General features: G+C 35.9%; 17 protein-coding genes. 3 read left to right on the forward strand and 14 right to left on the reverse strand.

Annotated elements, in window-relative coordinates; genetic code table 11:
* Positions 1–3: 3 nt before the first annotated feature.
* The 10 genes from KKF75_01220 to KKF75_01265 are packed head-to-tail and all read right to left on the reverse strand — an operon-like array spanning position 4 to position 12,580.
* Positions 4–1,524: a glycosyltransferase family 39 protein gene (locus tag KKF75_01220; GenBank protein ID MBU4380825.1), complete on the reverse strand. Its 1,521-nt coding sequence runs from the start codon at positions 1,522–1,524 to the stop codon at positions 4–6.
* On the reverse strand, positions 1,511–3,130 hold the full coding sequence (locus KKF75_01225) for a glycosyltransferase family 39 protein (GenBank protein MBU4380826.1): 1,620 nt from the start codon (positions 3,128–3,130) through the stop codon (positions 1,511–1,513). The genes KKF75_01220 and KKF75_01225 overlap by 14 nt, the downstream gene beginning before the upstream one ends.
* A complete protein-coding gene (locus KKF75_01230; GenBank protein ID MBU4380827.1) occupies positions 3,108–4,250 on the reverse strand; it encodes a glycosyltransferase family 4 protein in 1,143 nt (380 codons plus the stop codon). The genes KKF75_01225 and KKF75_01230 overlap by 23 nt, the downstream gene beginning before the upstream one ends.
* Before the next feature lie 4 nt (positions 4,251–4,254).
* Positions 4,255–5,436, reverse strand: coding sequence for a glycosyltransferase family 4 protein (locus KKF75_01235; protein MBU4380828.1), 1,182 nt, complete (start codon positions 5,434–5,436; stop codon positions 4,255–4,257).
* On the reverse strand, positions 5,433–6,572 hold the full coding sequence (locus KKF75_01240; GenBank protein ID MBU4380829.1) for a DegT/DnrJ/EryC1/StrS family aminotransferase: 1,140 nt from the start codon (positions 6,570–6,572) through the stop codon (positions 5,433–5,435). Before KKF75_01240 ends, KKF75_01235 begins: the two co-directional genes overlap by 4 nt.
* Positions 6,569–8,068: a glycosyltransferase family 39 protein gene (locus KKF75_01245; GenBank protein MBU4380830.1), complete on the reverse strand. Its 1,500-nt coding sequence runs from the start codon at positions 8,066–8,068 to the stop codon at positions 6,569–6,571. Before KKF75_01245 ends, KKF75_01240 begins: the two co-directional genes overlap by 4 nt.
* 1 nt (position 8,069) lies before the next feature.
* The gene (locus KKF75_01250; GenBank protein ID MBU4380831.1) at positions 8,070–9,062 is read right to left on the reverse strand and encodes a GDP-mannose 4,6-dehydratase; all 993 of its coding nucleotides are present in this window, start codon (positions 9,060–9,062) and stop codon (positions 8,070–8,072) included.
* On the reverse strand, positions 9,049–10,215 hold the full coding sequence (locus KKF75_01255) for a glycosyltransferase (GenBank protein ID MBU4380832.1): 1,167 nt from the start codon (positions 10,213–10,215) through the stop codon (positions 9,049–9,051). The genes KKF75_01250 and KKF75_01255 overlap by 14 nt, the downstream gene beginning before the upstream one ends.
* 5 nt (positions 10,216–10,220) lie before the next feature.
* The gene (locus KKF75_01260) at positions 10,221–11,723 is read right to left on the reverse strand and encodes a glycosyltransferase family 39 protein (GenBank protein MBU4380833.1); all 1,503 of its coding nucleotides are present in this window, start codon (positions 11,721–11,723) and stop codon (positions 10,221–10,223) included.
* Positions 11,720–12,580, reverse strand: a complete 861-nt coding sequence (locus tag KKF75_01265; GenBank protein MBU4380834.1) for a glycosyltransferase family 2 protein — start codon at positions 12,578–12,580, stop codon at positions 11,720–11,722. The genes KKF75_01260 and KKF75_01265 overlap by 4 nt, the downstream gene beginning before the upstream one ends.
* Before the next feature lie 83 nt (positions 12,581–12,663).
* On the opposite strand from KKF75_01265, the gene KKF75_01270 reads away from it, so the two are divergent.
* From KKF75_01270 to KKF75_01280, 3 genes are read left to right on the forward strand one after another with little or no spacing between them, the layout of a single operon-like run.
* A complete protein-coding gene (locus tag KKF75_01270) occupies positions 12,664–14,181 on the forward strand; it encodes a glycosyltransferase family 39 protein (protein ID MBU4380835.1) in 1,518 nt (505 codons plus the stop codon).
* Positions 14,172–15,713 (forward strand): glycosyltransferase family 39 protein, encoded by a 1,542-nt coding sequence (locus tag KKF75_01275; protein ID MBU4380836.1) that lies wholly within the window; start codon positions 14,172–14,174, stop codon positions 15,711–15,713. Before KKF75_01270 ends, KKF75_01275 begins: the two co-directional genes overlap by 10 nt.
* Entirely contained in the window at positions 15,710–17,317 is a 1,608-nt protein-coding gene (locus tag KKF75_01280; GenBank protein MBU4380837.1) for a glycosyltransferase family 39 protein, read from the forward strand. Before KKF75_01275 ends, KKF75_01280 begins: the two co-directional genes overlap by 4 nt.
* A 28-nt stretch (positions 17,318–17,345) precedes the next feature.
* Here the strand turns inward: KKF75_01280 and KKF75_01285 are convergent, their stop codons facing one another.
* From KKF75_01285 to KKF75_01300, 4 genes are all read right to left on the reverse strand, one after another.
* Positions 17,346–18,590, reverse strand: coding sequence for an ATP-binding protein (locus KKF75_01285; GenBank protein MBU4380838.1), 1,245 nt, complete (start codon positions 18,588–18,590; stop codon positions 17,346–17,348).
* Between the two features lie 152 nt (positions 18,591–18,742).
* Positions 18,743–20,443: a hypothetical protein gene (locus KKF75_01290; protein ID MBU4380839.1), complete on the reverse strand. Its 1,701-nt coding sequence runs from the start codon at positions 20,441–20,443 to the stop codon at positions 18,743–18,745.
* Positions 20,418–21,380, reverse strand: coding sequence for a glycosyltransferase family 2 protein (locus tag KKF75_01295; protein MBU4380840.1), 963 nt, complete (start codon positions 21,378–21,380; stop codon positions 20,418–20,420). The genes KKF75_01290 and KKF75_01295 overlap by 26 nt, the downstream gene beginning before the upstream one ends.
* The gene (locus KKF75_01300) at positions 21,353–24,397 is read right to left on the reverse strand and encodes a DUF3367 domain-containing protein (protein MBU4380841.1); all 3,045 of its coding nucleotides are present in this window, start codon (positions 24,395–24,397) and stop codon (positions 21,353–21,355) included. The genes KKF75_01295 and KKF75_01300 overlap by 28 nt, the downstream gene beginning before the upstream one ends.
* Between the last annotated feature and the right edge of the window lie 44 nt (positions 24,398–24,441).

The raw sequence follows: 24,441 nt of genomic DNA on the forward strand, positions 1-24,441 counted from the left end.
CATTTAATATTTTAACCGAAAAATCTTTGAGTACCTAATATAACCACCATCATTTATTGTAAATTTCTTTACAAGCTCAACATCGTTTTCTCTATCCTCCCTTTCCAAAAAAATCAGGCGCCTGTACTCATCGAATTCGTTCGTAACTAGAGCGTACTTAACACTTTGTGATCTTAAAAAATCAACGCTTTCTTCCCCATCAGTGTCGTCAAAATATAATGTGTCATGACCAGCTAAATACCATGAGGTAATACCGGTTTCGTCGCTGTAGGCTATTTTCCCATCTAAATCTTTAGAGAAGAGCACGGCTTGATATACAGTCCGATAAACATCTTTAAAACGAATTGTATAGGCAACCGCGGAAACAAGTATTGAAAGCGCTAAAAAACCCAGGAAAAGTTTGGCTTTATCCGCAATAAAAAATAGCATTGTAGCAACTGACAATACTAAAAATACCAGCAAAAACCATTTGCCCAAAACCAAAAAATGATAACGGTATTCCATTCTAAACAAAATAAACACTATAGTATTTATAAATAGTGTTATAAGGTAGAATTTAGATTTAAACCAAGGTTTAGACAATGTCTCCAATACTGGAGGAACTGTAAAGATAGCAAAAACTGGAATTAGGTAAACAAACAAACGGGGCATTGCCGCAATCCAAAAAAAGAATAGGGCAATACTCATAATCAAATAGAAAAATATGGGACGATGCTCAACAAGAAGTTTTTTAATTGATGTGATTAGCAACAAAGGAGAAATGAGCAAATTTCCAAAACAAAACAAAAAAGCCGAGACGACGATGAGTACTGATTTAAAGTTGTAGCTAAAACCAGCAGGCTCCAAAAAATAAGCCGATTTTATTGGATTAGCAAAAATTAATATATTGCGAACAATTACGGGACTTGCAACCAGGGTAAACCCCAGCACCAAAAGCCCGAAGTTCCTAAATTTTTTGGCAATTAGAGCGTCCAAACCAAAAGCAAATATCAGCAAAGCTCCTTCATACCTAGTTAAAAAGCATAGCCCCGCAACTAATCCTAGAACTAAATACTTTTTCTTAAGAAGATAAAGATATAAGAATAACAGCAGAAAAAAAGCGAACTGCCCTTCGGCAAGAACCCGTGATGTTCCATAAAAGAAAATTGGGGAAAGTGCAGTGAGTAGTAGAGTAAAAAAGGCAATTCTAAAATTATTAAAAAGCCTTAAAGATATTTTAAATGTTAAAAGTAACGATCCCAAACAAAAAACTGTGGCTACAAATCTTCCCCACCAGATTGGATCAAAAAACTTAATTTCGTTAGAAACAAACTTGTTTACTCCTAAGGATAAAAACCAAGGAAAAAGAGGAAGGCGTTTTTCATTTAGCGGGTAGCTAAAAGAGGACAGAGAAAGCCCCGCTTTTAAAAAACGGTAAGAATCACCAACCTCCGTGGGATTTAAAAAATACAGAGCAACTTTAATAACGAAATAAAAAAACAAAAAACTCCCCACCAAAATTAGTTGCTTTTTAGATAATTTCATAAACTAGTACTCTGGGCAATTTGTTTTCGTCATTGCCGGAGTAAGAAAATACTAAACTCCAATTTTTGGGGGTTGTAACAATTTTTACCCTTCCAGAGTTAAAGTTAAAATACCCATCATAAATCTCTGGAAATGAATACACCGTTGATGAACCCAAAATAATATATCTAATTTTGTTTTCCTTTATAAAATTTACAAACTCCGCAAAGGAATTTAGGTAGGGGTGAATTATTTTTACCCCCGAAATACTGGTATACCACTCATATGACAACCGTTCTTCGTTGCCTTTAATGTAAATTGTATCTTTAGTAAAATTAATTTGCGCAAAATTTATCAACGCCGATTGCTCCGACGGCATTTCTATTAACCCAGCCTCTACTTTGGGCAATGGAACAACTTTCCCCGTTTGATATGCCAGTATTAGTGGGGTAAACGAGATTAAAAGCATAAGTAACTTAAGTACCTTAGATGACTTAAGTATAGAAACTAGAAAGAAAGTCGGGTAGCAAATAAACAAAAACCCAACCGGAATAAGATGGCGGTAATGAGGACTAACCCGATAATTGTAGGAAAAAAAGACAAAAAACGCACCAAAAAGAACCATCGAAAACAATGCTCGCTTTTTTTGCGGGTCAAATAACATCCCGAGCAACATTAATCCTAAAAGGATAATAGGATAACGCAGTTGTTGTACCTCAAACAAGGCAATTAAAGAAACATTAGATAAAATCCTTACAGAATTTTGGGCTAGCTGAGAAACTTCATTACCAAGCTGATGTGTTTTAAAATAATTCAAAGCTGTGGGGGGATTTTCCCTAAAACCAACTGCCCTTCTCTCCTGCCTATTATCAATCCATAATAGCGAGGTGTTATTGTTATAGAAAGGATTCCTATAGACAATGATATTACGCAAAAAAAGTGGGGAGGAAACTAAGAAAAATGTAACTAACGATAACCAAAAGTTTCTATTTGATAAAACTTTAAATTTAAAGATTAACCCTACCGAAAAAATATAAGATAATAAAACTAAAATCCCGGCGGGCTTGGCAAAAAAAGCCAGCGACGCTACCCCCATACCCCAAATTAATTTTTTTGACGCATTTTCTTCTAGTCCTCTCCAGAGAAAAAACCACGATACGGCACAAAGACCAACAAAAAGACTATCTGGAACAACCACCGCAAATTCTTCGATTAAGAATTTATTGCAGGAAAAAACAACCGCTACAGCCATAGCTGGAACGATTCCAAACGACTTTAGAACCACGCCAAAAATAGTAATTAGTAGAGTAAAAGACAAAATATAGTTTATAAACTTGGCATCCCTAAAAAAACTTGGATTTGCCTTGGCAAAGGGAGAGAGTAAAACAGCATATAAAGGGTTTTTCCGATTCTCGCTAAAGTTGTTAGTAACAAGATTATAGGGAAATTTTAATACCCCACCAGTATCTTTGATTTGGATAGCATAGGATAAATAATCGGATTGATCGTCAAAGGGGTACGAATTGCGAGAAAGGTAGTATCCTTGGTAATAAAACCAGCCTAATACTATTGGTATAAGAAAAAGATATTTTAAATGGGATAAATTAATTTTCGACAAGATGCTCATAGATTTTTTGAATTTCTTGCGCCTTTGCCTTCCAGCTATAATATTTTTCGATATAGTTACTATCAACTTTGACATTAGATTGCACTATTTTTAAAATATTGCTTGCAATTTTTCGTGGCGTGGGGTTATCTATAAAAAACAGGCCGCTGATTGGAGATTTAATACTAAACCCCGACGCCAGTACCGGAATTCCCGATGCCAACGCCTCTAAAACTACTTTGGGAAGACCCTCATAGAGCGACGGGATGACGAAAATGGCAGATTCCGCGTAGTATTTTGGCAAATGAGCATTTTCTATGTATCCTTCAAAAATAACTCTCTCTAAAACCCCTGTGTCTTTTGCGATTTCTTTTATCTTGTTAACGAAACTTTCGAAGCCTCTTCCAATAATCTTCAGATTGTACAAATCGGGAAGATACTGCAAAGAAGCAACCAAGGATTCTACATTTTTTCTGGAATTTAAAGCTCCTACATAAAGTATTTGCTTTTTATCGCCTTTCTGAATCTTGTTATCAAACACCTCTGTTGCCACGCCACTTTCTACCAAAAAACATTTTTCCCGAGGAACATGATAATATTTAATCGCTTCATCGATATTTTGTTTGCTTACAAAAATACACGCTCTTGCCACTTTGACCGCTAGTTTATCGGAGATTAAAGACAAAAGTATTGCAATGTTTTTAACGAAAAAACCGTCTTTGTTTACAGATTCCCCATTGGTAATTGCAATTCTTCCCGCAGTAGTGTTATGAAAATGAGCCACAAGAGGAGTTTTATCCAACCAACCAAAAAGGAATTTGTAAAGATAGATATACAAACCAAAATGCCCATGGACATGATAAATGTCAACTTTGTTAAATACTCTCCAAAACAAAAAATATAAGGACATTAAAGGCGCTGTGGTAAGCAGCATAACGCCTTCTACAGGCTCGCGAGGAAAAGAGATTATGCTAACACCGGAGATTTTTTCGGGACCGCCGGATTTATTCCAACGACCGCAAAAAACGGTCAGAGAATTACCCAAAAGCTTTTGATGTTTTGTTAGATAGTATGGTGCTGGTGCCAACCCATCCCAAGGCTTTGGCCAATCATAGATAATTCTTGCTATTCTAAAACTCATTGCACTATTTTACCACCAATGTAAGATATTTTTTTACCATGGTTTGTTGACTATATTTTTCTTTGGAGGCAATAAGAGCGTTTTCTGACAGAGTTTCTTGCAATTTTGGATTCTCTGCAAGTTGTCTAATAGCATTAGAAAGCCCTTCTTGAGATGCTGGAGTAACCAAAATACCATTCTCACCACTAACAATTGCCGAAGGAATTCCACCAACACGGGACGCGATGATTGGAAGACCAGAAGCCATTGCTTCGGCTAAAACCATGGGAAATCCCTCTTGTCTAAGGGTCGGGAGAACAAAAACATCTGCTTGCTGATAATATTTAACAGTTTCTTCGTTTGTGACTTCTCCCACAAAATCCACGGGGAGCGCCAGTGTTTTAGCGAGAGATTTAAAATACTCCAAGTCGCTTCCCCCACCAACGATGGTGAGTCTAAGTGACCCAAGCTCCTTAAGTGACTCAAGACTCTCAAAAAGCACCTCTAACCCTTTCTCTTTTACTACTCTTCCCACTGTTAACAACCTCATTTCCTTTTTGTCATTTGATCTTAATTTGACATTTGTCATTCGACATTTGAACTTTTCGATATCTACTCCATTATCAATCACTACCAGCTTATCTTGGAACTTTGGAAACTCTTTTTCTACCCTACCCTTAACAACTCCGCTTACACAGACAATTTTATCCCCCAATTTAAAAAGTCGATAGTCCTCCAAATATCCCCCAACTAACATGGGAAGATCTTTTATAATAAGCCGAATCAAATTTCTTAGAGAATGAACTTGTTTTAGGCGAGTTTGAAACTCCCCAAAAGAAGTGCCGTGATTAATTGCAATTTTCTTGACATTGACATTACGAGCATTCTTAAAAACAGCAAGTCCAGCACTACTTTGGCTAATTAGGACATCTATTTTTTCTTTGGATGATAAATCTTTATAAGCCTTAACGCTTTCCTTGAACCACTGCAAAGAATATTTCCCAGGTTGAGAATTAGTAAATACATAATTAGGAACATGATTAGGGATTATCCCAAATTTGGGATAATCCCTATTTAAACTTGTGGTGACAACAAAAACTTTGTGACCAGCTTTTACTAACCCTTCGCATAAAACTTTGTTTTGGGTTTCTAGACCTCCAGATTTGTTGTGATATGTTGTGGAGCGGATAAATACACAAAAGGTCATGTTCTAAAAAAACCTTTGATGGTTTTTACCACCTCACTAGCCTCCTCATCAGTTAAATATGGATGTAGTGGGATTGTTAAAACCTCGCGACAGGCTTTCTCGGCGTTAGGAAAATCCCCTTCTTTGTAGCCTAAATACGAGTAACATTTTTGCAGGTGAAGCGGGATTGGGTAGTGAATAGCTGTTTTAATTTCTTTTTCCGCTAAAAACTTTGCGAGCTCGTCTCGTTTTGATGTTGCTAGAACAAAAAGATGGTATACCGGTTCAGAACCTTCTAATACTTTAGGAAATTTAAGATCGCCGACTCCTGTTAGATTTTCTAAATAATATTTGGCTATTTGTTGTCTTCGCTCTGTCCATTTTTTTAGGAACTTGAGTTTAACTTGTAATATTGCTGCCTGCATTTCATCAAGCCGCGAGTTGACGCCTAAAATATCGTGTTGATATTTGGCTGATTGACCACCCTCGCGAAGCATGCGAAGCTTTTTATCAAGATTGGCATCGTTTGTAACTACAGCCCCACCATCACCATAGGCTCCAAGATTTTTTGTGGGATAAAAACTGTAGCAACCCAATTCTCCAAATGTTCCTACAGTTTTGCCCCGATATTTTGCCCCATGAGCTTGAGCACAGTCTTCCACTAGAACCGCCCCTGTTTCCTTACAGTAGTTGACGATGGGGTCCATATCGCAGGGATTTCCGTATAAATGTACTGGTACAACTGCTTTTATTTCGTGAGAAACAAACCTGTTTATTTTTGAACTTTGTCCGCCGATTGGCGGATTGAACTTTAAATTTACATCTATATTGTAAGTCTCATCAATATCACTAAAAACTGGAACCAATCCCGCCATATTAATCGCCAATGAAGTGTAAGTTGCCGTAAACGGGGTGGTTAAAACTTGCGAGCCTGCAGGTAAATCCAATGATTTAAGGGCGAGCGCAATCGCGTCGGTTCCGTTGCCACAAGAAACAGCAAATTGTGACGAGGAGTATTTGGCAAACTCTTTTTCAAAAGATGTAACTTCTGATCCTAGCACAAACCAACCTCTGTCTAAAACCCTCTTTATCGAGGCGTTGACTTCTGAACCAATCTCTAGCAATTCTTTTTTAAAATCAACAAACCAATTGATCATATCCTCTCATACAAGAAATAATAATCGTAACCTGACACTTTGAAAGTCTTTGATAAGTGATACTTACTGCTAGGCAAAAACTCATTTCCCAAATTTATTGGCAGCAAAACATAGTCTGTATCCACATCTTTTCCGTATATCGTCTGATAAGATTTTAGCATAATGGCATTACCTTTAAAAATCGGAGTGAATGCGTTGCTGTCGTACATGGCAACTGTTGTTGCTGGAGTCGAAATCTTATTGAGATAATTCGCGACTTCTTTGTACCCCGTAGCATCTTGGTTTAAATTAATCACATCTTGGGCTCGCGATATACCCCCAATAAGCGGGTTAAAATAAACAAAAAAGTTAGGGTAGATTTTAACAATTGTAAATAGCTGAAAAGCAAATATTACAACTATCAAACCAACTCTCTTTATCCTAGAAAGAACAAGTCCTGCTATAACTGCAAAGACTGGAACAATCGGCAAAACATATCTAAATATTTGCTTATCAGGAATGGTAATAATTAGATAGTAAAAACAAGCAAAAAGCCCTACAAATCTCACAAACTTTCTCGATTCCAGCTCCAGCTTCTTTCTTTCTACAACAACAAAATATAAAGATAACAGTAGTATTACGGGGGTTAATCTAAAGAGTAAATATATAGGATAAGTAAATACTTTTTGGATAAACGGAAAACTAGACAGTGCCAAAAACACATTTCGCCTAGAATCTTCCAATAAAGCCGTATCAAGTACCCCCTCTTTTAATACCTTAAACAAAGTATCTAGAGGATTAAACCACATGGCGGGAAATAAAAGATAAAACACTGCAAATGCCACAATTCCAACCAAAAATAAGGACTTTACTCCTTGTACAAGTTGCATTTTCTTTCTAAATGTTCTGTAGAGTATGTAAACGACAAAAAACACAAAAACCGCCCCTGTGTTGATGCGAGTGAGTAACCCAAGTCCTAAAAACACCCCACTTGCCACAAAATCTAGTTTGACAAAATCTTTGAGCCCTAGATAAAAATAGCTTAAAGAAATAAAACCGAAAAGTGTGACGAGAGTATCCATATGAATAGATCTGGCATTTCCCAAGAAAAACGGCTCCAAAAGCAAGACGGCAACGGATAAAAAAGCCGATCTTTCCCCAAGTATTCGGGATAAAACCTTATACAAAACAATTAAGGCTCCTATTTCTGCCAAAACAACCGAGAGTGTCGTTAAAAAGATATATTGAGGAAAAATATCAAAAGAAAAAATATCCACCCCTCCATTAATCTTGTAAAAAATCCCCGAAGTTACCCCCACAAGCCACATAATAGTTACCCCTGGGTGGTACATGGTATAAGAACCTTCAAAATTAAAACTTTTTACAGCATAGTAAAAATGCACGGCGCGCTGTATCCAAAGATCTGTGGTGGGCTGAATATAGTAAATCCCAAGATATGGGATTAGTAGGCAGATTGAGAATAAAAGAATAAGCGGGAGGTAATATCTTGATGGCATTTTACCAATAATGCTTTTTATGCTTCTTGTAATAGGAAATTGTTCTTCTTAGACCCTCTTCTATGGATACTTTAGGACGCCAGCCTAGATCTTCTTTTATTTTAGTGTAATCTCCAACATAATCTCCAATATCTATTTTTTTACGACCTTCGGGAAATGGTATTAAATGATAACTACTGCCTTTAACCATTTTTACAATGTTTTTAGTAAAATCTAACAGAGTAATAGGTTTTATGCCCCCTATATTGTAGTATTTGCCATTAGAAGTGTCACTTTGCCCGGCCAACAACATAGCATCGTTGGCATCGGTCACATAAGTCATATCTCTAACCTGCAACCCATCGCCATAAACGCTAATTTCTTTGCCATCTAGCGCCAATCGGATAAAAAACGGAATAAAACCTTGCCGTCCATGCCTCATGAGTTGTCTGGGTCCAAAAGTGTTGGTTAATCTAATGGAAGTGGTTTTTAAACCATACACCGAAGCGTAGACCATGTGGTACCATTCGCCGGCAAATTTGCTAATGCCGTTGGTATCGGAGGGCCTGACCAAATGCCTTTCGTTAACTGGAATATGCTCTATTTTTCCATAAATTTGCCTAGTTCCGGAGTGGATAACTTTAGCTGTGGGATTGACTCTTCTTAAGGCTTCTAAAAAATAAATGTTAGAGGTGGCGTTAAGTTCTAAATCCCACAAGGGATCTACCATTCCATCCTCGTGACTTACCTGACCTGCAATATTAAAAACAACCTCCTGCCCTTCCAAAACCTTCTCCATTTTGGCAGAATCTCGCATGTCAGCAATTACAACTTTGACATCTTTTTTTATGGGGTCTATATTAAACTGATTGCCCCCAAGTTCTGGGATAAGCGCATCGACAACGGTAACTTCGGAGCCGAGCTCTACCAGTTTAATGGCTAAATTGCTTCCAATAAAGCCTAGACCACCCGTAACCAAAACTTTTTTTCCCGGATAAAAGCTAAAGTCGTACATGATCGTAAATTTCTTCCAACCTCTTGCCTTGCTTATGATTGTCAAACTCTTCTTCTACATGCTTTCGAGCTGATTTGGCAAGCATTTCCCACAAATTAGGCGATTTAAGAAAAGAGACTATTTTATCGGCTAAGTCGTTAGCATCCCTTTGATTCACCATGTGACCGGTTTTTTCGTGATAGATAAGTTCAGTTCCCGATTCTGTTGTAGCAAAAGCATGGGTGCCAACTGCCATAGCCTCTATTATTGTAGTATTGATTCCACCCTCCTCATCTCCCAAAACTTTTACGCTGGGTGACAAAAACAGATCGGCCTTTTGCATCTCTGCCATGTAGTCGTTGTAACCCAAAAGACCTAAAAATTTGACGGAGTCTGTGATTCCTAATGAGTTGACGAGGGCTGTTATTTTTTCTTTTTCGGAACCATCGCCAATTATTCTAAGTGTGGCATTTGGGTATTGAGTCAAAACCTTGGCAAAGGCGCTAACGGCGTATTCCATGCCCTTTTTGGGAACAAATCTATTGGCAATTAGAATAACTGGAGCGGTGGTGGGCTTTTTAATAACTAGGTGATATTTGTCCAAATTCATTCCTAGATGCAGTGGGATAACTTTATCCGCAGGAGCTCCCAACTGGTTGACTAAAGTATCCTTCATCAGCTGACAAGTTACGGTAAAAGCGCTTCCCACCTCCCACAATCTTTTATAGGCAAGCTCCCAATAGAATCTATCGGTGGGGAGCTTAAATTTGCGCATTTTATCGGCTAATCCTTGGTAGCTGGTATCAAACCCATAAAAAGATGTCACCAGCGGAATACCGAATCTTGAGGATAACGGCGCCGAGTAAACGCCATTAGAGCCAAAATGAGCGTGAATTAAAGCCGGCTTGTTACGGCTGATAACCTGCGCCATGGCCTCTTCTACGGCTAAGTGACGAGGAATAAAGGCCCTCACTACCGAACCTAAAGCTTTTTTAGCGCCTTTCGCGGGGTCTATTTTGTAAATGGGTTTAAAGGGAAAAAGGTCTAAATTCTTCTCTACCTCACATATAATAAACGGGTCGTAGCGAGTCAAGTTTCTAATATACTCCCAAACCCAAATTTCAGTTTTTTCTAAATACACGGGCTTAATGTGGGCTATCTTCGGATTTTCCATATTAGTTAGTATAATACCATACTGCTACGGATGTATGTAGTTATCAAGGGGAATTTATTACCTACAAGAACAGTGTTTATGAGCTTTAGATTTTCTAAATCTTCGCTTGTTACCATATTATCATACCAACGGTAATTTGTGTTTACGAGGACAAAATCCGCTTGTGAAAAATCAGCCGTGGATTTGTAGCCTTCTGGTAAATCTGGAATGATATGAACAGGACTTATGGCAAGATAAACCTTCTTGACAAGACTACTTTGAGATTTGGGTAAGCGCTTAACTGCTTCTAAAACCCCTTCTCCCCAACCGCCAATTTCAAAAAGGCGTTGGTTGTAGATTTTGTTACTTGAGACCAATCCGTTGTAGTAGTCCAAGTAGTAAGGGAAAAACCTAATTAAGGGCAAAGAGCAAAAACCAAAAATCAAAACTAAGATCGAAGACTTTAAGATTTTATTCTTTGCTAAATCAAGCAGAAAATTAACCCCCAAAGCACAAATTATAGAAAATCCTATTAAATACAAATTTACATAGCGCAAACCATCTTGCTTTAAGGGAAAAACGCTTGCTAAAAAGGGGAGTAAAAACAAGGCGATTAACATCAATTTTTCTTTCTTTGGGCGACAAAAAACCCCTATCACAAAAGTCGCCAAGAGCAAAAGCGGGGTTCTAACACCAAAATAAACAAAATAGTAAAACCAAGGCGTATTCCCCAACTGCCCCATAAAGTATTCTCTGGTATGCACCTCTAAACCACGGTCTGCGCTGGCTAATAAATTAATAATTGTGCTATGCCAAAGGTATGGCCATATTCCAATTAATATTAAGAGAGAAAACACTGGCATTAAAACCATTTTTAGGGAGTCTCCTTTTTTGGGTTTGGGAGTCTCCCTAAAAAGGAGACTCCCTATAAAAAGTGGTAGTAACAACACCCCATTGTATCTAGTACCAATTAATAGCGTAAAACTGGCAACAACTGCTAAATAGTTTTTAAGTGATTTGGTATTGGCATACTTTATAGAGAACAAAACAAACAGCGATCCAAAAAGCAACAACGGAACTTCCAAAGAAATTATTCGAGCGTAGGATTGAAACACTGGATTGACAAATAAAAATGCCGATGAGAGAAGCGCAATCTGGCGCGATTTTGTTAATTCCCAAGCGATGAGAAAAATAATCGCGACAGTAATCGCAGACATCACAACACTAAAAAATCGGGCAAAAACAAAATCGCGCCCCGCGGGATAATAACCACTCTTATCTTGCAAAAGTGAGATGTTCTTGGTTAAGAAACGAGCCACACCGTAAATATATTTAGCCACAGGCGGATGTTCGTGATTTAGTTCCCACGAACTGGGGCTAAAATCGCCATTTTTCATAAACCCTAAATATGATTCGCCAACCGAAGCAACTGTAACTTCATCCCAATGTTCCCCGACAGAATTTAGATTGACGGATAAAATTCCTAAACTAACAACAAAAACCAACACAGAAAGTATTGAGGATTTCACTTCTTTGTTCTAACAATCAGATCCGCCAACATTCCAATAGCCAAAATTTGGAGTCCTGCAAGAAAGAACAGCATCGAGGAGGTGGTAATGTTTAAATAAGGCTCGACAAATAAATCGTAAACAAATTTAACAAACCCCAGACCCATTAAACCTAAAGCTGGCCACAGAAAAAATCTTAAAGGGTTAAAATACATCACGGTTCGCAAAATTAAAAACAAAAAATCCGCTCCGTCTTTAGCCTTAACTTTAGAGACTCCTTTTCTAAAATCATATTCAATAGGAATATATTTTACGCTAAGTCCATTGGACATATAGGACAGAGTTGAAGTAGTGGTAAATGAAAATCTATCCGAAATAAGATTAAAAAATGGCGTGATATCGGTTTTTCTAAAAGCGCGCAATCCCGAGTTGATATCCTCAATCTTTCTACCTACGACCAAATTTGCAACTTGATCTAAAATAAATTTTGGAGCCGATTTAATAAAGGGTGTTTTTTTGTATCTACCAATTCTCTTTCCTACCACCATGTCATAACTTGTAAGACCAGCCAAAAGTTCTGGGATTCTTTCTATGGGATAAGTTCCATCGGCATCACAAATGGCAATTTGATCGTATTTTGCAAGTTTTATGCCGTCTTTTAACGATGCCCCGTAACCCTTATTAACTGTGTGATTTAAAACTCTAAATTCATCGTAGGAAATGGCTTGTAAAACACCCAGCGAGCTATCTTTTGACCCATCATTGACCGCAATTACTTCGAACTTTTCACCCATTGATTTACAAACAGCATAAACTCTGTCAATCGTGTCTTTAACCGCCTTTTCCTCATTGTAAACCGGAACCACAATAGAATACATATTATTTAATACTACCAAATTCTACCCCAACATGCCTGTAAGTAAAGGGTGACAAATAAGAAACCTTTTGATAGATTAAAATAGTGAAATTTCATCAAAGGCTTAGATGCTGGTTGACCTCTAATTGGATTCTTATCCTTGTTATTATTTTTACCATATTTGCCCGTTTTTATAAACTAGGCTGGGACGAGTCCAATGATGATGCCTCATTTTGGTTTGGATGGAGCAAAAAACTTATTGATAATTGGAAAAACGGGGTTTTTTCCACAATGCCAGATTATCAATACCCCGGAGTAACTTTAATGGCAAGCACAGGATTATTTTTAAATATTGCAGGATTTGTAGTGCAAGCGCTTAGAGGGTATAAGTTTCCCATCTATGATGCCAACTATTTTCCAATTTATAATTTCTTCGCCAAGGTTCCCATAGAAATTGCTTATCTCGCCTTTTCTGGTTACTTTTTTATTGGGCTCAAAAAGGTATTCAACAGAAGGATTGCCTTACTTGCATTATTTCTCCTTGTTGCCGAACCTTTTAATTTAGGGATAACTAGATTTGTTCATGCCGAAGGGTATTTAAGTGCTTTTGTTGGAACATTGTTTATTTCGTATCTGCTATTTCTTAAAACCAAAAGATGCAGGTATCTATTTTTATTTTCCTTGTTTTCTGCACTTGCTCTGGTAACAAAATACATCTCGGCATATCCATTATTTGTTATTTATATGCACCTTCTTGCTATTTCAATTCGCAACAAAAAAATACTTCTGTTTATTTATTCTTTGGTAGGTATTGGTGCTTTTACTCTCGCTTTTTTCCCTGCTCTTGTATTAAACCCAATAAACACATTCTTAAAAATGAAAGAAGAGGTAGTAATGACCGCACTCGTGGGAAGAAACAACTTTGCCCCTTGGTACTTTTATATTGCTTCTATGTTTTTAAGATTTAGCATAATCTTTAGCTTTTGCTATGTATGGGGAATAAGATTGGGCGTGAGAAAGATTAAGCAGGGCTCAAGTTTATTCACACTTTTGACACTACCCACTGTAACAATTATTTCTTTTGTAATATTTCTCTCATTTTTTAATCAAAAAATCGATCGCTATTTAATTACAATTTTTCCAATTATGGCAACCCTTATAGCTTATATCTTAAACGACTTTCTGGAGTCAATAAAAAGAACACCTATTAAAAGATCCGTAATTTTGATGGGGGGGTTTTACTATTTATTTCTATTTATTTCTATTTCTCCAACTTACTCAGCTTACTACAACAAACTATACGGTGGGTTCGTATTTGCCAGAAAATATCTAGGTGCGGAGATGGTTGGTGAGGGTTTATATAAAGTGGCAGAAGATTTAAATACCAAAAATAATCCCGAGGATTTATCGGTATTAGTTCGTCCAACTTTTACCAGTTTTAAACCGTTTTTTAAAGGAAAAACTTTTGGTCCAAGTGATTATATCCCGGATTCCATTTCCTTAGATTATATTGTTGTAAAGAATAGTGATAGAATCCCTGACAAGTACATAAATTTATGTAGTTTTAATAAGACCTATTACTTATATTTCTCACCAGTTTATGATCTCTACCAATGCCAGTAAACATTAAACCTTGGCACATTACAATTTTGCTATTTGTGATCTTGATTCCAGTTGCTTTATCTATCAACTTTATGCAAAACGATGAGTGGGTTCACTATTTAACAGTCAGCAATTTTCTTAGCAAGAACTTTACGCTGTATCCAATCATCGGATCGACCTTTTACACGCAGGGCCTGATGGCAACAATTTTTTCCAGAATATTTACTGTTAAATCATTACCCGTTTTGACCTTAATAGTATCCGTTGGAAACTTTTATATATTTTCTAGAATTATCTCACTTTATACAGCAAAAAGATCGGTGATAATACTATTATCACTTCTATTTTTTCTTAATCCTCTACACATTTACTCTACATTTGGTTTTATGACCGAAAACTATTTGGTTTTCTTTTGCCTACTTTCCTTATATTTCTTCTTAAAATTTAACCATAAAGAAAGAAAAAAAGATTTTCACCTAGCATTACTTTTTACTGTCTTAGCCTTTTTTGTCAAGCAAAATGCGATTTTGTTGGCTCTAAGTTTTGGGATATATCTTATGGTCATTAAGAAATGGAAATATGCTCTGTCTTGCGTTTTTACCATTCTAATTCTGTTGGTTTTTTACCAATTTGTTTTTCCACAGACACAAACAATGCAAGAGATAAAAGGGATCCATTTAGACAATTTCTCCCATGCAACTAGCACTTACTCCATTATCTTTACCTCCCTAATTTACTTAATGGCATTTGTCGGGCCACTCGCTTTAATACTAATATTAAGAAGCGTTAAATCGTTAAAACAGGGGGTTGTTTTAATCACAATATCGGTTGTTATAACCGTACTGCTTACTCATTTACTTAATCTTAGCTTTACCGCGCGAGGCGAATTCCCTTATTTTCAAAACATTGCTGAAAGATCGGGATTTTACGCTAACAGTATTAACGGGTTAAAATACTCCTTTGCTGGAAATTTTGTTTTTTACCAAATATTAGACATCTTTAGCAAATTATCGGTGGGGTTTCTCGTAACTTATCTAATTTTTAATCCCAAAGGACTGATTAACCCCTTGCTAATATTTATACTTATTAATGCTTTATCCTTAAACCTTAACCAAAGTTACCGAACAATTTACGATAGATACCTTTTACTAAGTTTTCCCATGTTGATTTGTTTTTTTGCATATAGTATTAAGTTACCTTTAAAACAATTTGAGAAGATACTAATTGGAGGATTTGTACTGTTTTTGCTTTTCCTTAATTACCAATTTGTTGCCGATTTCATTCTTAATAACCGTTATGTCTGGGCAAGATCTAAAGAGTTGACAGAGAGCGGTGTTGCCCCAAATAAAATTAACCCTTCCCATGCTTGGAGAATGCTTTACCCAAACCCCAAAGATCCAAAAACTGATGAGCATGATTACACATACATTTTTAGTTATAATAAAGACGATGAGGATTTGCAAAATATGGGATATAAAACCAGTGAAACAAAAAAAATTTCTTATCCACTGTCATTTTTTATTGACCCCTACATTTACCTTTACGAAAGATGAAGAATGTTAGAAATATAATCTTTTGGTCAGTGCTTACAATTTTAGCCCTAATTCCACGCATGTATTTTTTGGGAAGGGATTTTTATTCTATTGATTCCAATCGCTGGTTTAGAAGAGCCGTAAACTTTCAACATGCCTTCTTAAACGGAGATTTTGCAGGAACTTATCAAAAACAACATCCTGGGGTAACAACCATGTGGCTTGGAGGAACTGCCTACAGAGCCTTAACTGTAATCTATCCAAAACTAACAGGACATATTTTGGATGAAAATATTCCAAACGACTTTGTAACCATTAATTTTGTCGTTAAGCTTTCGCAAGTTTTAGCAACACTAACTCTTGTTTTTATAGCCTACAGATTAATAAAAAAGTGCTTTGACAGAAAAATTGCCTTGCTGTATTTATTGTTAGTTTTGATAGATCCTTTTTTTCTTTTTTATACGCGACAATTTCATGTGGATGTACTTTTTTCTTCTTTCTCATTGATAGGAGTTCTCTATACATATTTGTTTATAAATTCTAAATCCGAAATCCTAAATTCTAAATTTAGATACCTCCTTCTTTCGGCAGTGTTTTTTGGTTTGGCGTTTCTATCTAAATCTCCAGCAATTGTAATCGCCTTTGGATGTGGATTGGCTATTCTAATTAAAGGAATGTTCGTAGATAAAAAGGTAGGGCAAACTCTAAAATCCTGTGTGATATTTTCCTTGATACTTTTGGCAACCTACCTTATCGTCTTTCCTGCCAACTGGGTAAATCCAGTAGAGGTAACAAGGCAAATCATTCACGATTCCTTAGAGAACACAGATAAAATAAGCTCGGTGTATATTATTAATCACGCCGATTCTAATTTTGGCGATAAATTCTATCTGTTAGTATTTCTCTTTAGATTTTCTCCATTTCTCGTCGCGGGAATCCTATTTTTAACCGTAAGATATTTCTCATCGTTTGTTATCAGAACAATACAAAAAGGGACGATCCCGACTATGTCGGGTTCGTCCCTAATGAAGTTCCTACCTTTTTCCGGATATCTTATTTTACTTGCCTTGCTTTTTGAAGACAACAAACTCTACGAGCGCTACCTTCTCCCTTTTGTATTACCGTTAACATTGCTCGTTGCTTATAAAATTGCTCCCCGTATAAAAACCTCTCTTATTAAACCTGCTACCATTTTCTCCCTTGTAGTATTTTCTTTTTACCAAATCTTTGTTATTGCCCCAAACTTTATTGTCTATCCTACTCTTTTTGCTACACGAAACATACAAATGAAACTCTTTATAGAACTTGGAGGTTGCGAATCGATGCTTTACAATGTGGCATCGGATATTAATAACATTGAAGGGAATGATGACGACACCTACTCTATTGGCATTGGAGGAACTTACAAAGGTTGTTTAAAACCCTACACAATCGGGGTTGTGGATGACATGGCAGAGTATGTAAGACGCAAAACGCCACTTAACGAATACCCAAAATATTTAGTTTTATTTAAAACTGACAATAGATGGCTAGAAAGCCCCTACATTATGAGCGCTTACAATCTAATTAACACCTATTACATCTCCACTACACCAATTTACTACTTGTACCAAAAGAAAATCTAAAACCTAAAAAGCAAAATGTCCCCAAAATCTAGGTTAATAACCATTTCCAAACAGGCGTAAGACTAATTTCCTTGTCTCCAATTGTCTCCAACCCCTCTTGATCGTAAGTTAATATCTGTAGATTATTACACGAAAGCTCCTTTCCAGCGGTAATTAAAGCTGAAATTTCCCTATCTTTTGTTTTTTTATCCGAAATATCGTAACAAACTTGAATTAGTTGTCTTTTGTTTAAATAAAAATCTACTTCCTTGTTATTATCAGTTTTATAAGAAAAAACTTCAAAATTTGGTCTAGCTCCACGCCTTAGTAGCTCCAAAAAAACCATGTTTTCTAAAAACTTTCCGTAATCGTAAGAAAATTGAAAAGCCTGGGCATCTGCCACACCAGTATCAATTAAATATGCTTTTTTTGGTGATCTTATTTGCTCCTTAACTTTGTGAGAATACCTGTTTAATACACAAATTAAAAAAGCAGAAACAGAAAAATCAACATATTTTTTAGTAGTATGCAAACTAGAAATCCCCAAAGAAAATTGTAATTTTCTGTAGCTAAATTCCGAAGAAAAATTAGAAAATAGATAAAAAATCAAATCTCTAACTTCTTGTGGATTACGAACTTTGTACCTAGAAACGATATCGTTTAAGATAACAGAATCAATAAGAGAAGACAGATATACTTTGGGACTCAAATTCTGCATTACGAGTTCAGGAAAACCACCAGATTTTAGATAATCGTCAAAGTTATCTTTCAATAAAGGACTTAAACCCCCGCGGTCTATCTCTTTAGCCAAAAGAAATTCTTTAAAACTAAACGGCATAATTTTTATCTCGACAAATCTACCTGTTAAGTGAGTGGACAACTCTTGACTTAATAGGTTAGCGTTAGATCCCGTCAGAAATATATTGTATCCCCGTCTTTGTAGACCATTCACAAATAACTCCCAGTCGAGCAGGTTTTGTATTTCATCTAAAAATACAATCTTTGTATTTGGATAGACGCTAAACAAAGCTTCTTCTAACTTACTATGATTTTTACATCCCTTTATAATAGCGTTATCAAAATTGGCGTAGGCAAAAGATTTACCTTTAAGAAGCAACAAACAAAAAGTCGATTTCCCCGATCTTCTTGGTCCGGTCACAACTTTAATTAAAGTTTTTTCGACAAGGTTTTTAGCATCGGCGGTTTTTTCTCTTTCTATAATACTTGTATTCAGAATAGAATTAATATCGTTTTTTTGCTTAAAAAGCTCGTTTTTGATCATTTTAATAGTCATAATGCACAAAAAACAGTTTTTTGTTCAATAAATTACACTTTTTATGTTAAACCAACTAGTTTTGGTTGTCAAATCTATACCCATCTTATGCTAGTTTTAAACCCGTAGGGTTGTTAAAGTGGCTTAGATAGGTATATACTCGTAGCTCACCTTTAGCGAGCGGAGAGTGTAAAAAGCAAAATGTCCCCAAAATCTTTCTCCAAAGTAAGGTTTTCCCTAAAAAACTTCTCGGGGTCGGCGGACTTAACAAAGTTTGGGTCAGATTTAATCTCCTTTTGTAGATCAGTTTTGCTAAAAACAATATAAGAAACTCCATAGCTTCTTGCATGTTCCAAACCCTCTTGCGTTGGAAGCCATTTGGTAAATTCCATTGAATCAAAACCATATTCGTCATTTTCATAATTCCTTGGGTTTATTAAGCCTTTTTGATGCCTTGTAATCCAAAAGATATCATCGGAATTTTGTCTTGGGTAAGTAACGATTATTTCGGTACCCGTGTATTGACCAATTCTTCCTGTTTCTCCAACAAAATTAAAACTCACTTTTTTTGTATCTTGAGCAAGGTAGGTATAAACCTCTGGTGTTTTAGAAACATCTGTTATCGTTATTGGTATGTAAAACTCAAATAGCGTAAAAACAATGTATCCTATGATTATTAATCTTACTAAAAGAAGTTTTGTTTTAAAGTTTTTATATCTAGTTACAATTTCGCTAAGAAAAACACCATTTACAATGAGAACGCACATTAATATCACTATCCCCAATCTTTGTGTAACCCTGAACATAGGAAACAATTTGTACAAAATAAATCCCAAAGTATAAATTTTATGCCCCGCAAAATCAAAATAAGGGGGAAAAGTAAATAAAAACACCAGAAATCCCGTTAGTCCAAAAATTAATGCTGTTTTAATTTTGTCATTTGTCATTTGACATTTGGATCTCTTTACAAAATAAGCTATTGAAAAAATAAAAACTAAAATGTTCCCCCATCCCAAAAACATCTCGGGACTTTCATTATTAAAATAATCATCCGCCAAAAAATACCCCCAATCGCTCTTCATCCAATTTAAAACCGATTTCGTAACCCCTCCAAATACTGGATTTTGAATTGGAGGCAAAACTAAATACCACGGTCTGCCACTAAAATTCTGGAAATCTTCCAAAGTTCTACTCACACCCCCATCAAAAGATGGTGTAATCCTATATGAAGATTTAAAATAGGTAAGAAGTGTTGGGATACAAATTAATAGAACCACTCCAAAAATCACTAAATATTTAACGAGCTCTAATTTGAACCAACCAAAGGTGAACTTTTTAAAAGTTAGTTTGATAGTAATATTAGCTAACAAAAAACTGCCCGCAAAAAGCAACAAAAAATAACCTAAATAATTACTCACAAATATTGCAAAAGCGATAAACACCCCTGTGATAATTTGTTGTTTTAAAGTCTGGGATTTGAGAAGTAAAATAATACCAGCTGGAATCATCCAAACTTGCATTAACGCAGGATGCACCCCTAAATGAAGATAAGTGTAGGGAGAAAAAGTAAATAGGATTGACAAAAGAAGGCTTACAAATATATTAACCTTTAGATATTTAAAAAGCAAAAAGCAAAAAATCAGAAGCAATAAAACGCTAATTATAGAAAACAGATTAGAGAATAATATTGGATTAAATATCTGTGACCCCTCATTATAAATTAAAGAAAATATTGGCTGATTACTTTCCAAAAGATGTGTGGGGTTGTTATTAAAAGGGGCACCAATTAGTTTTTTATTAGAGAGCGCAATAAACCCACCCACCTGGTCACCTAACCCACCAATGATATTACTTTTTAGAAATTCTATGATCATTAATTATTTTTTGAACTACAGCGTATGGTCTATTCTTTACCTCTTCTAATATTCTTCTTAGATATTCTGCGACAATGCTTACACACACAAGCTGGACACTGCCAACAAATAAAACCAAAATAGCAACCGGAGAGAAAAGCCTTGCTCCAGTGGGGGCAAAAATTGCAACTCCCAAATATAACAAAACCGTAATTAGTGTCACAAAAATTCCTACTATCGCAGAATAAAAAATCCAATCAAAAGGAGCGTAAGAAAAAGTAAATACCTCCTTGCGTACCCAATATAATTTTCTTGAAACGCCACTTGTCGCAACACCAGTACCCCAGAACCTTTCTGGTCTAACATAAGAGACACCTATTTGTCTAAAACCCGCCCAAGCCCTAAGACCTCGTACAAATCTATCCTTTTCTGGAAGAGAGTTAATAATATCAACAACCTTACGATCCATTAGTGAAAACTCTCCCACATCAACCGGCATTTTGACATAGCTTATTCTACTAAAAAATACATGGAAATTATGTTGCACTAACTCCCAAAACTTTCCCATACTTTTTTCTCTTTTGCTTCTATGTCCATACACCACATCGTAACCTTCTTGCCATTTTTTAACAAAGTCAACAATAAGCTCTGGGGGATCCTGCAAATCACCATCCATTATTACTACTGCATCACCAAGAGCTTGCTCCATCCCTGTAGAAAACGCGCTTTGATTGCCAAAATTCCGGGAATGCGTAATTACAGTCACTCTTTTATCTTTTCCGGCAAGGCTTTCTAGAATCTCCTGTGATTTGTCAGGACTGGCATCATTTACATAGATTATTTCGTAGTCAGAAGTTACTTCTTGCATTACTTTGACCACTCTTTTGTAGAGTTCTTCTATATTCCCCTCGTCTTTGTACGATACAGGAACTATGGATATTTTTTTCTTGGTAAGCATACTTTGTTAAAAACTAAGTACTCCTTTAGCTTTATTACCCCACGGATTATCACATAAGTTAGAGAAGAAAAGAAAGTAGTAAGACAAATCCCAATAAGTAGGTCTATTTTCCTTTGCACTACATACTCAACAGTCAGCGTATAACTTGATGCATCACCAACATCCTCGGGTTCTATTTTCCACAAATTAGCATAACCATTGATTTTAAAATGACGAGTTGATGAGATTTCATTTCTACCTTTAAAATATAGCTTCCAATTCTTATCAAACGATTCGTTAAAAACCAGGTTGTAGGAGTCTCCTGACTCATCAACTTGAACCCGATATTTTGTAGGGTTGATTTTTGTATAAGTGATATTAGGGGGTCTGGTTTTCTGTTGCTTCTCGTCACTGACTTTCTTTAAAACCACCGAGGGGCTTCCTGCCTTCGCAAACGAGATATTCATAAAATCAACTTTTGACTTTAACTTATCGTTTATTAGAAACTCTTGTTTTAGAAATAGTAGGGAATTAGTATCTTTTTTTAACTCCATTTCGTTGTAATATGCTCCAGCCCCACTAAACTTTTCGGAAAATATTTTATACCCGCCATCTTGTTGCACACCAACAACAGCAAACCCTAAGATATCTTTAGAAAAATTATAATCCAAAGATATACTGTAGCTACCACTGAGCTCTTTTGAGTCTACAAACTTATAATAAATATCACCCCCCTCTTCCAAAAAAAGAGTTTTGGCGAGATCGGCATAGTTATTCTCACCAATTAAATTGGATTTGTGCCATGGTTCGGTTCCCGCCAATATATTTTTCCCCCTTGGAATATCAAGAAAAAAAGAATATTCTTTACTATCCTCAAGTGATGTATTTCCAATGTTATACCACCCCTTAACAATATCTAAGGATGGCGTTAATTTAAATCCGGTGAGTCCGATTTTATCTCCTTTAATAAAAACATTGTAACTTCCTTTTTCTGGTACAGTGACCAAATAATGTCCCCGAGACAAATAATCCCGCTTACCGACTCCGTAAATTTGATTTGGAGAAAAAGATTCTTTTACAGAGGAAAAGTCTATGTCTTCCAAAAACAATCCTGTTGAACTTAATGCTCCTGTAAAACTTAGAAGCTCTGAAATGTCTTCTATCTCTCCATTTACATAGTAAATATTACCTATGGGATAAAATTTTTGAGAATCTTCCGTTCCATCTACTTGGTAAATCTCGAGGGCGGGTCTATTCAGAAGTTCCTTGTATAGCTCATTTTTTAGATTAACATTAGGATCGTCATTGACAATTGTCTCCAGATATTCCGGCGTAAATTTTCCAAATTCTGCCACTTTTATAACATTTAACTTTTTTATCCAATCATCAAGTTGGCTCGGCGATAAAGTTAGTTCTCCAGAATATCTCCAATCTAAATCGTTTTCGCGAAGAATATACTTAACGCCCAAAAAGTTAAAATAATTTGAGTTTACATTACTATCACTATAAAAATTTCCAACTACTTTTTCGGAAGTGGATCCTGTATTTATTGGTCTTCCAAGAATTGTATTACCATTGCTTACAAAATTGACAGCGACATCATCAGCACTGGAAAAACCCTTAGGCCAATTCCAAGCCGACCCATAATAAGTTTTTGGAACAGTAAGAATTCGTTCGTCTTTTAAATTCTTTTTTTGGAATTTGTAAAAGTCATCCCAATATTGAGGTACAGATACTCTAAAAGTTCGCATACTTCCATTCCATTTATCCCAAACATGCTCACCTAAAATTGCTGGCTTACCAAAAATAAATACCAAAAATAAAAATAAAATGAAGATATTTGTTCTAAAATAGGGCTTAATCCAGTCTCTAATCCCCAACAACAATCTGTAAAAAAGAAGGGAGAATGCCAAAACATATAACTCACCAAACTTGGTAAAAGGCTCTCTAAAAACCTTAAAAGCAGAGATGTGATCGTATAAAAACCTGTACAAAATACCAAAGGGGGGTCTTGAACCACCAACCAAAAATAAACTAATCAAAAGAAACACCAACGCAAACAATGCTGGTCTATCTTTTTTTAGCGCCAATACAACCCCATACCCCATCGTAAGAGCGACAACTAGGTAAGTAGCAATAACTACAAGAGGAGAATCGTAATACTGGCTAAAGGGATAATAATTATAGAGATAGTGCCCCTCATACCAACCCCACTGACCAATAAATCTAAGATTTTGAAACAAGCTACCTTGATTTGTAAAGTCAGACCAATTACCATTAGAAAGTATCCCAACGCTGGAAAAATAGTATTGAACTTGCGCTACAATCCACCATAAATTACACAAGATCAAAACCATTGAATATAAAAACAGATTTAAGAGCTTAATTTTGCTCAGTCTATGAAGATTAAATATTAAATAGATGAGTTGGGGGATAAAAATCGTCATGGATAAAGCAGGATTAGAATTTAATGAGGAAAAAATAACACTAGATAAAGCAATTATCGAAAGAGTCAAATAGTCTACTCTTTCACTTTTCAAAAGACGAACAAAGAGATACAGGGAAAGGGGAAGATATGCCCCATCTAAAAGATAAAGATAAGAGAATGGATTTAGAGCTCCAAAAGGATTAAAAACAAGCAAAAGACACGCTGGAATACAAGCAAAAAGCAAAAATCTTTTAAAAAGTGCTTTTGAAAGCAAAAAAAACCCAAAATATTTTAAAAAATACAGAGTAAAAATTAACAAACGCTCCGAAATGTCTTGGGATAAAAAACACGTAAGCTTTGAATATAAGGGAATTCCAAACAAATTTGCTACATCGTAACCTGGTCCACCAAACGGAAGAGACTCCTTCCAAGAATAATTATTTGTGGTTTCTTTACAAAGTTGTAGGTACTGATAATTATCTCCACCCGCAAGTAGATGTCCATCACCAAATAACAATTGGATGTGAATAATCTCTATAACCGCAATTAAAAAAAACAAAAGGACTCCTGGGGTTTTTATTGACTTAGTCAACGATAATTTTACTCCCACTTTTTTTTAGTTTCTTAAAAAATGCAACTACCAGATAAAAATAT

Source organism: Patescibacteria group bacterium (assembly GCA_018896215.1).
Taxonomy (GTDB): Bacteria; Patescibacteriota; WWE3; order 0-14-0-20-40-13; family 0-14-0-20-40-13; genus JAHINB01.

Bases quoted from the DNA above. Each gene is read 5' to 3' on its own strand.
- KKF75_01290 (MBU4380839.1), bottom strand. From the start codon at position 20,443: ATGATCATAGAATTTCTAAAAAGTAATATCATTGGTGGGTTAGGTGAC.
- KKF75_01295 (MBU4380840.1), bottom strand. From the start codon at position 21,380: ATGCTTACCAAGAAAAAAATATCCATAGTTCCTGTATCGTACAAAGAC.
- KKF75_01275 (MBU4380836.1), top strand. From the start codon at position 14,172: ATGCCAGTAAACATTAAACCTTGGCACATTACAATTTTGCTATTTGTG.
- KKF75_01235 (MBU4380828.1), bottom strand. From the start codon at position 5,436: ATGACCTTTTGTGTATTTATCCGCTCCACAACATATCACAACAAATCT.
- KKF75_01285 (MBU4380838.1), bottom strand. From the start codon at position 18,590: ATGACTATTAAAATGATCAAAAACGAGCTTTTTAAGCAAAAAAACGAT.
- KKF75_01230 (MBU4380827.1), bottom strand. From the start codon at position 4,250: ATGAGTTTTAGAATAGCAAGAATTATCTATGATTGGCCAAAGCCTTGG.
- KKF75_01240 (MBU4380829.1), bottom strand. From the start codon at position 6,572: ATGATCAATTGGTTTGTTGATTTTAAAAAAGAATTGCTAGAGATTGGT.
- KKF75_01255 (MBU4380832.1), bottom strand. From the start codon at position 10,215: ATGGAAAATCCGAAGATAGCCCACATTAAGCCCGTGTATTTAGAAAAA.
- KKF75_01250 (MBU4380831.1), bottom strand. From the start codon at position 9,062: ATGTACGACTTTAGCTTTTATCCGGGAAAAAAAGTTTTGGTTACGGGT.
- KKF75_01265 (MBU4380834.1), bottom strand. From the start codon at position 12,580: ATGTATTCTATTGTGGTTCCGGTTTACAATGAGGAAAAGGCGGTTAAA.
- KKF75_01245 (MBU4380830.1), bottom strand. From the start codon at position 8,068: ATGCCATCAAGATATTACCTCCCGCTTATTCTTTTATTCTCAATCTGC.
- KKF75_01280 (MBU4380837.1), top strand. From the start codon at position 15,710: ATGAAGAATGTTAGAAATATAATCTTTTGGTCAGTGCTTACAATTTTA.
- KKF75_01225 (MBU4380826.1), bottom strand. From the start codon at position 3,130: ATGAGCATCTTGTCGAAAATTAATTTATCCCATTTAAAATATCTTTTT.
- KKF75_01220 (MBU4380825.1), bottom strand. From the start codon at position 1,524: ATGAAATTATCTAAAAAGCAACTAATTTTGGTGGGGAGTTTTTTGTTT.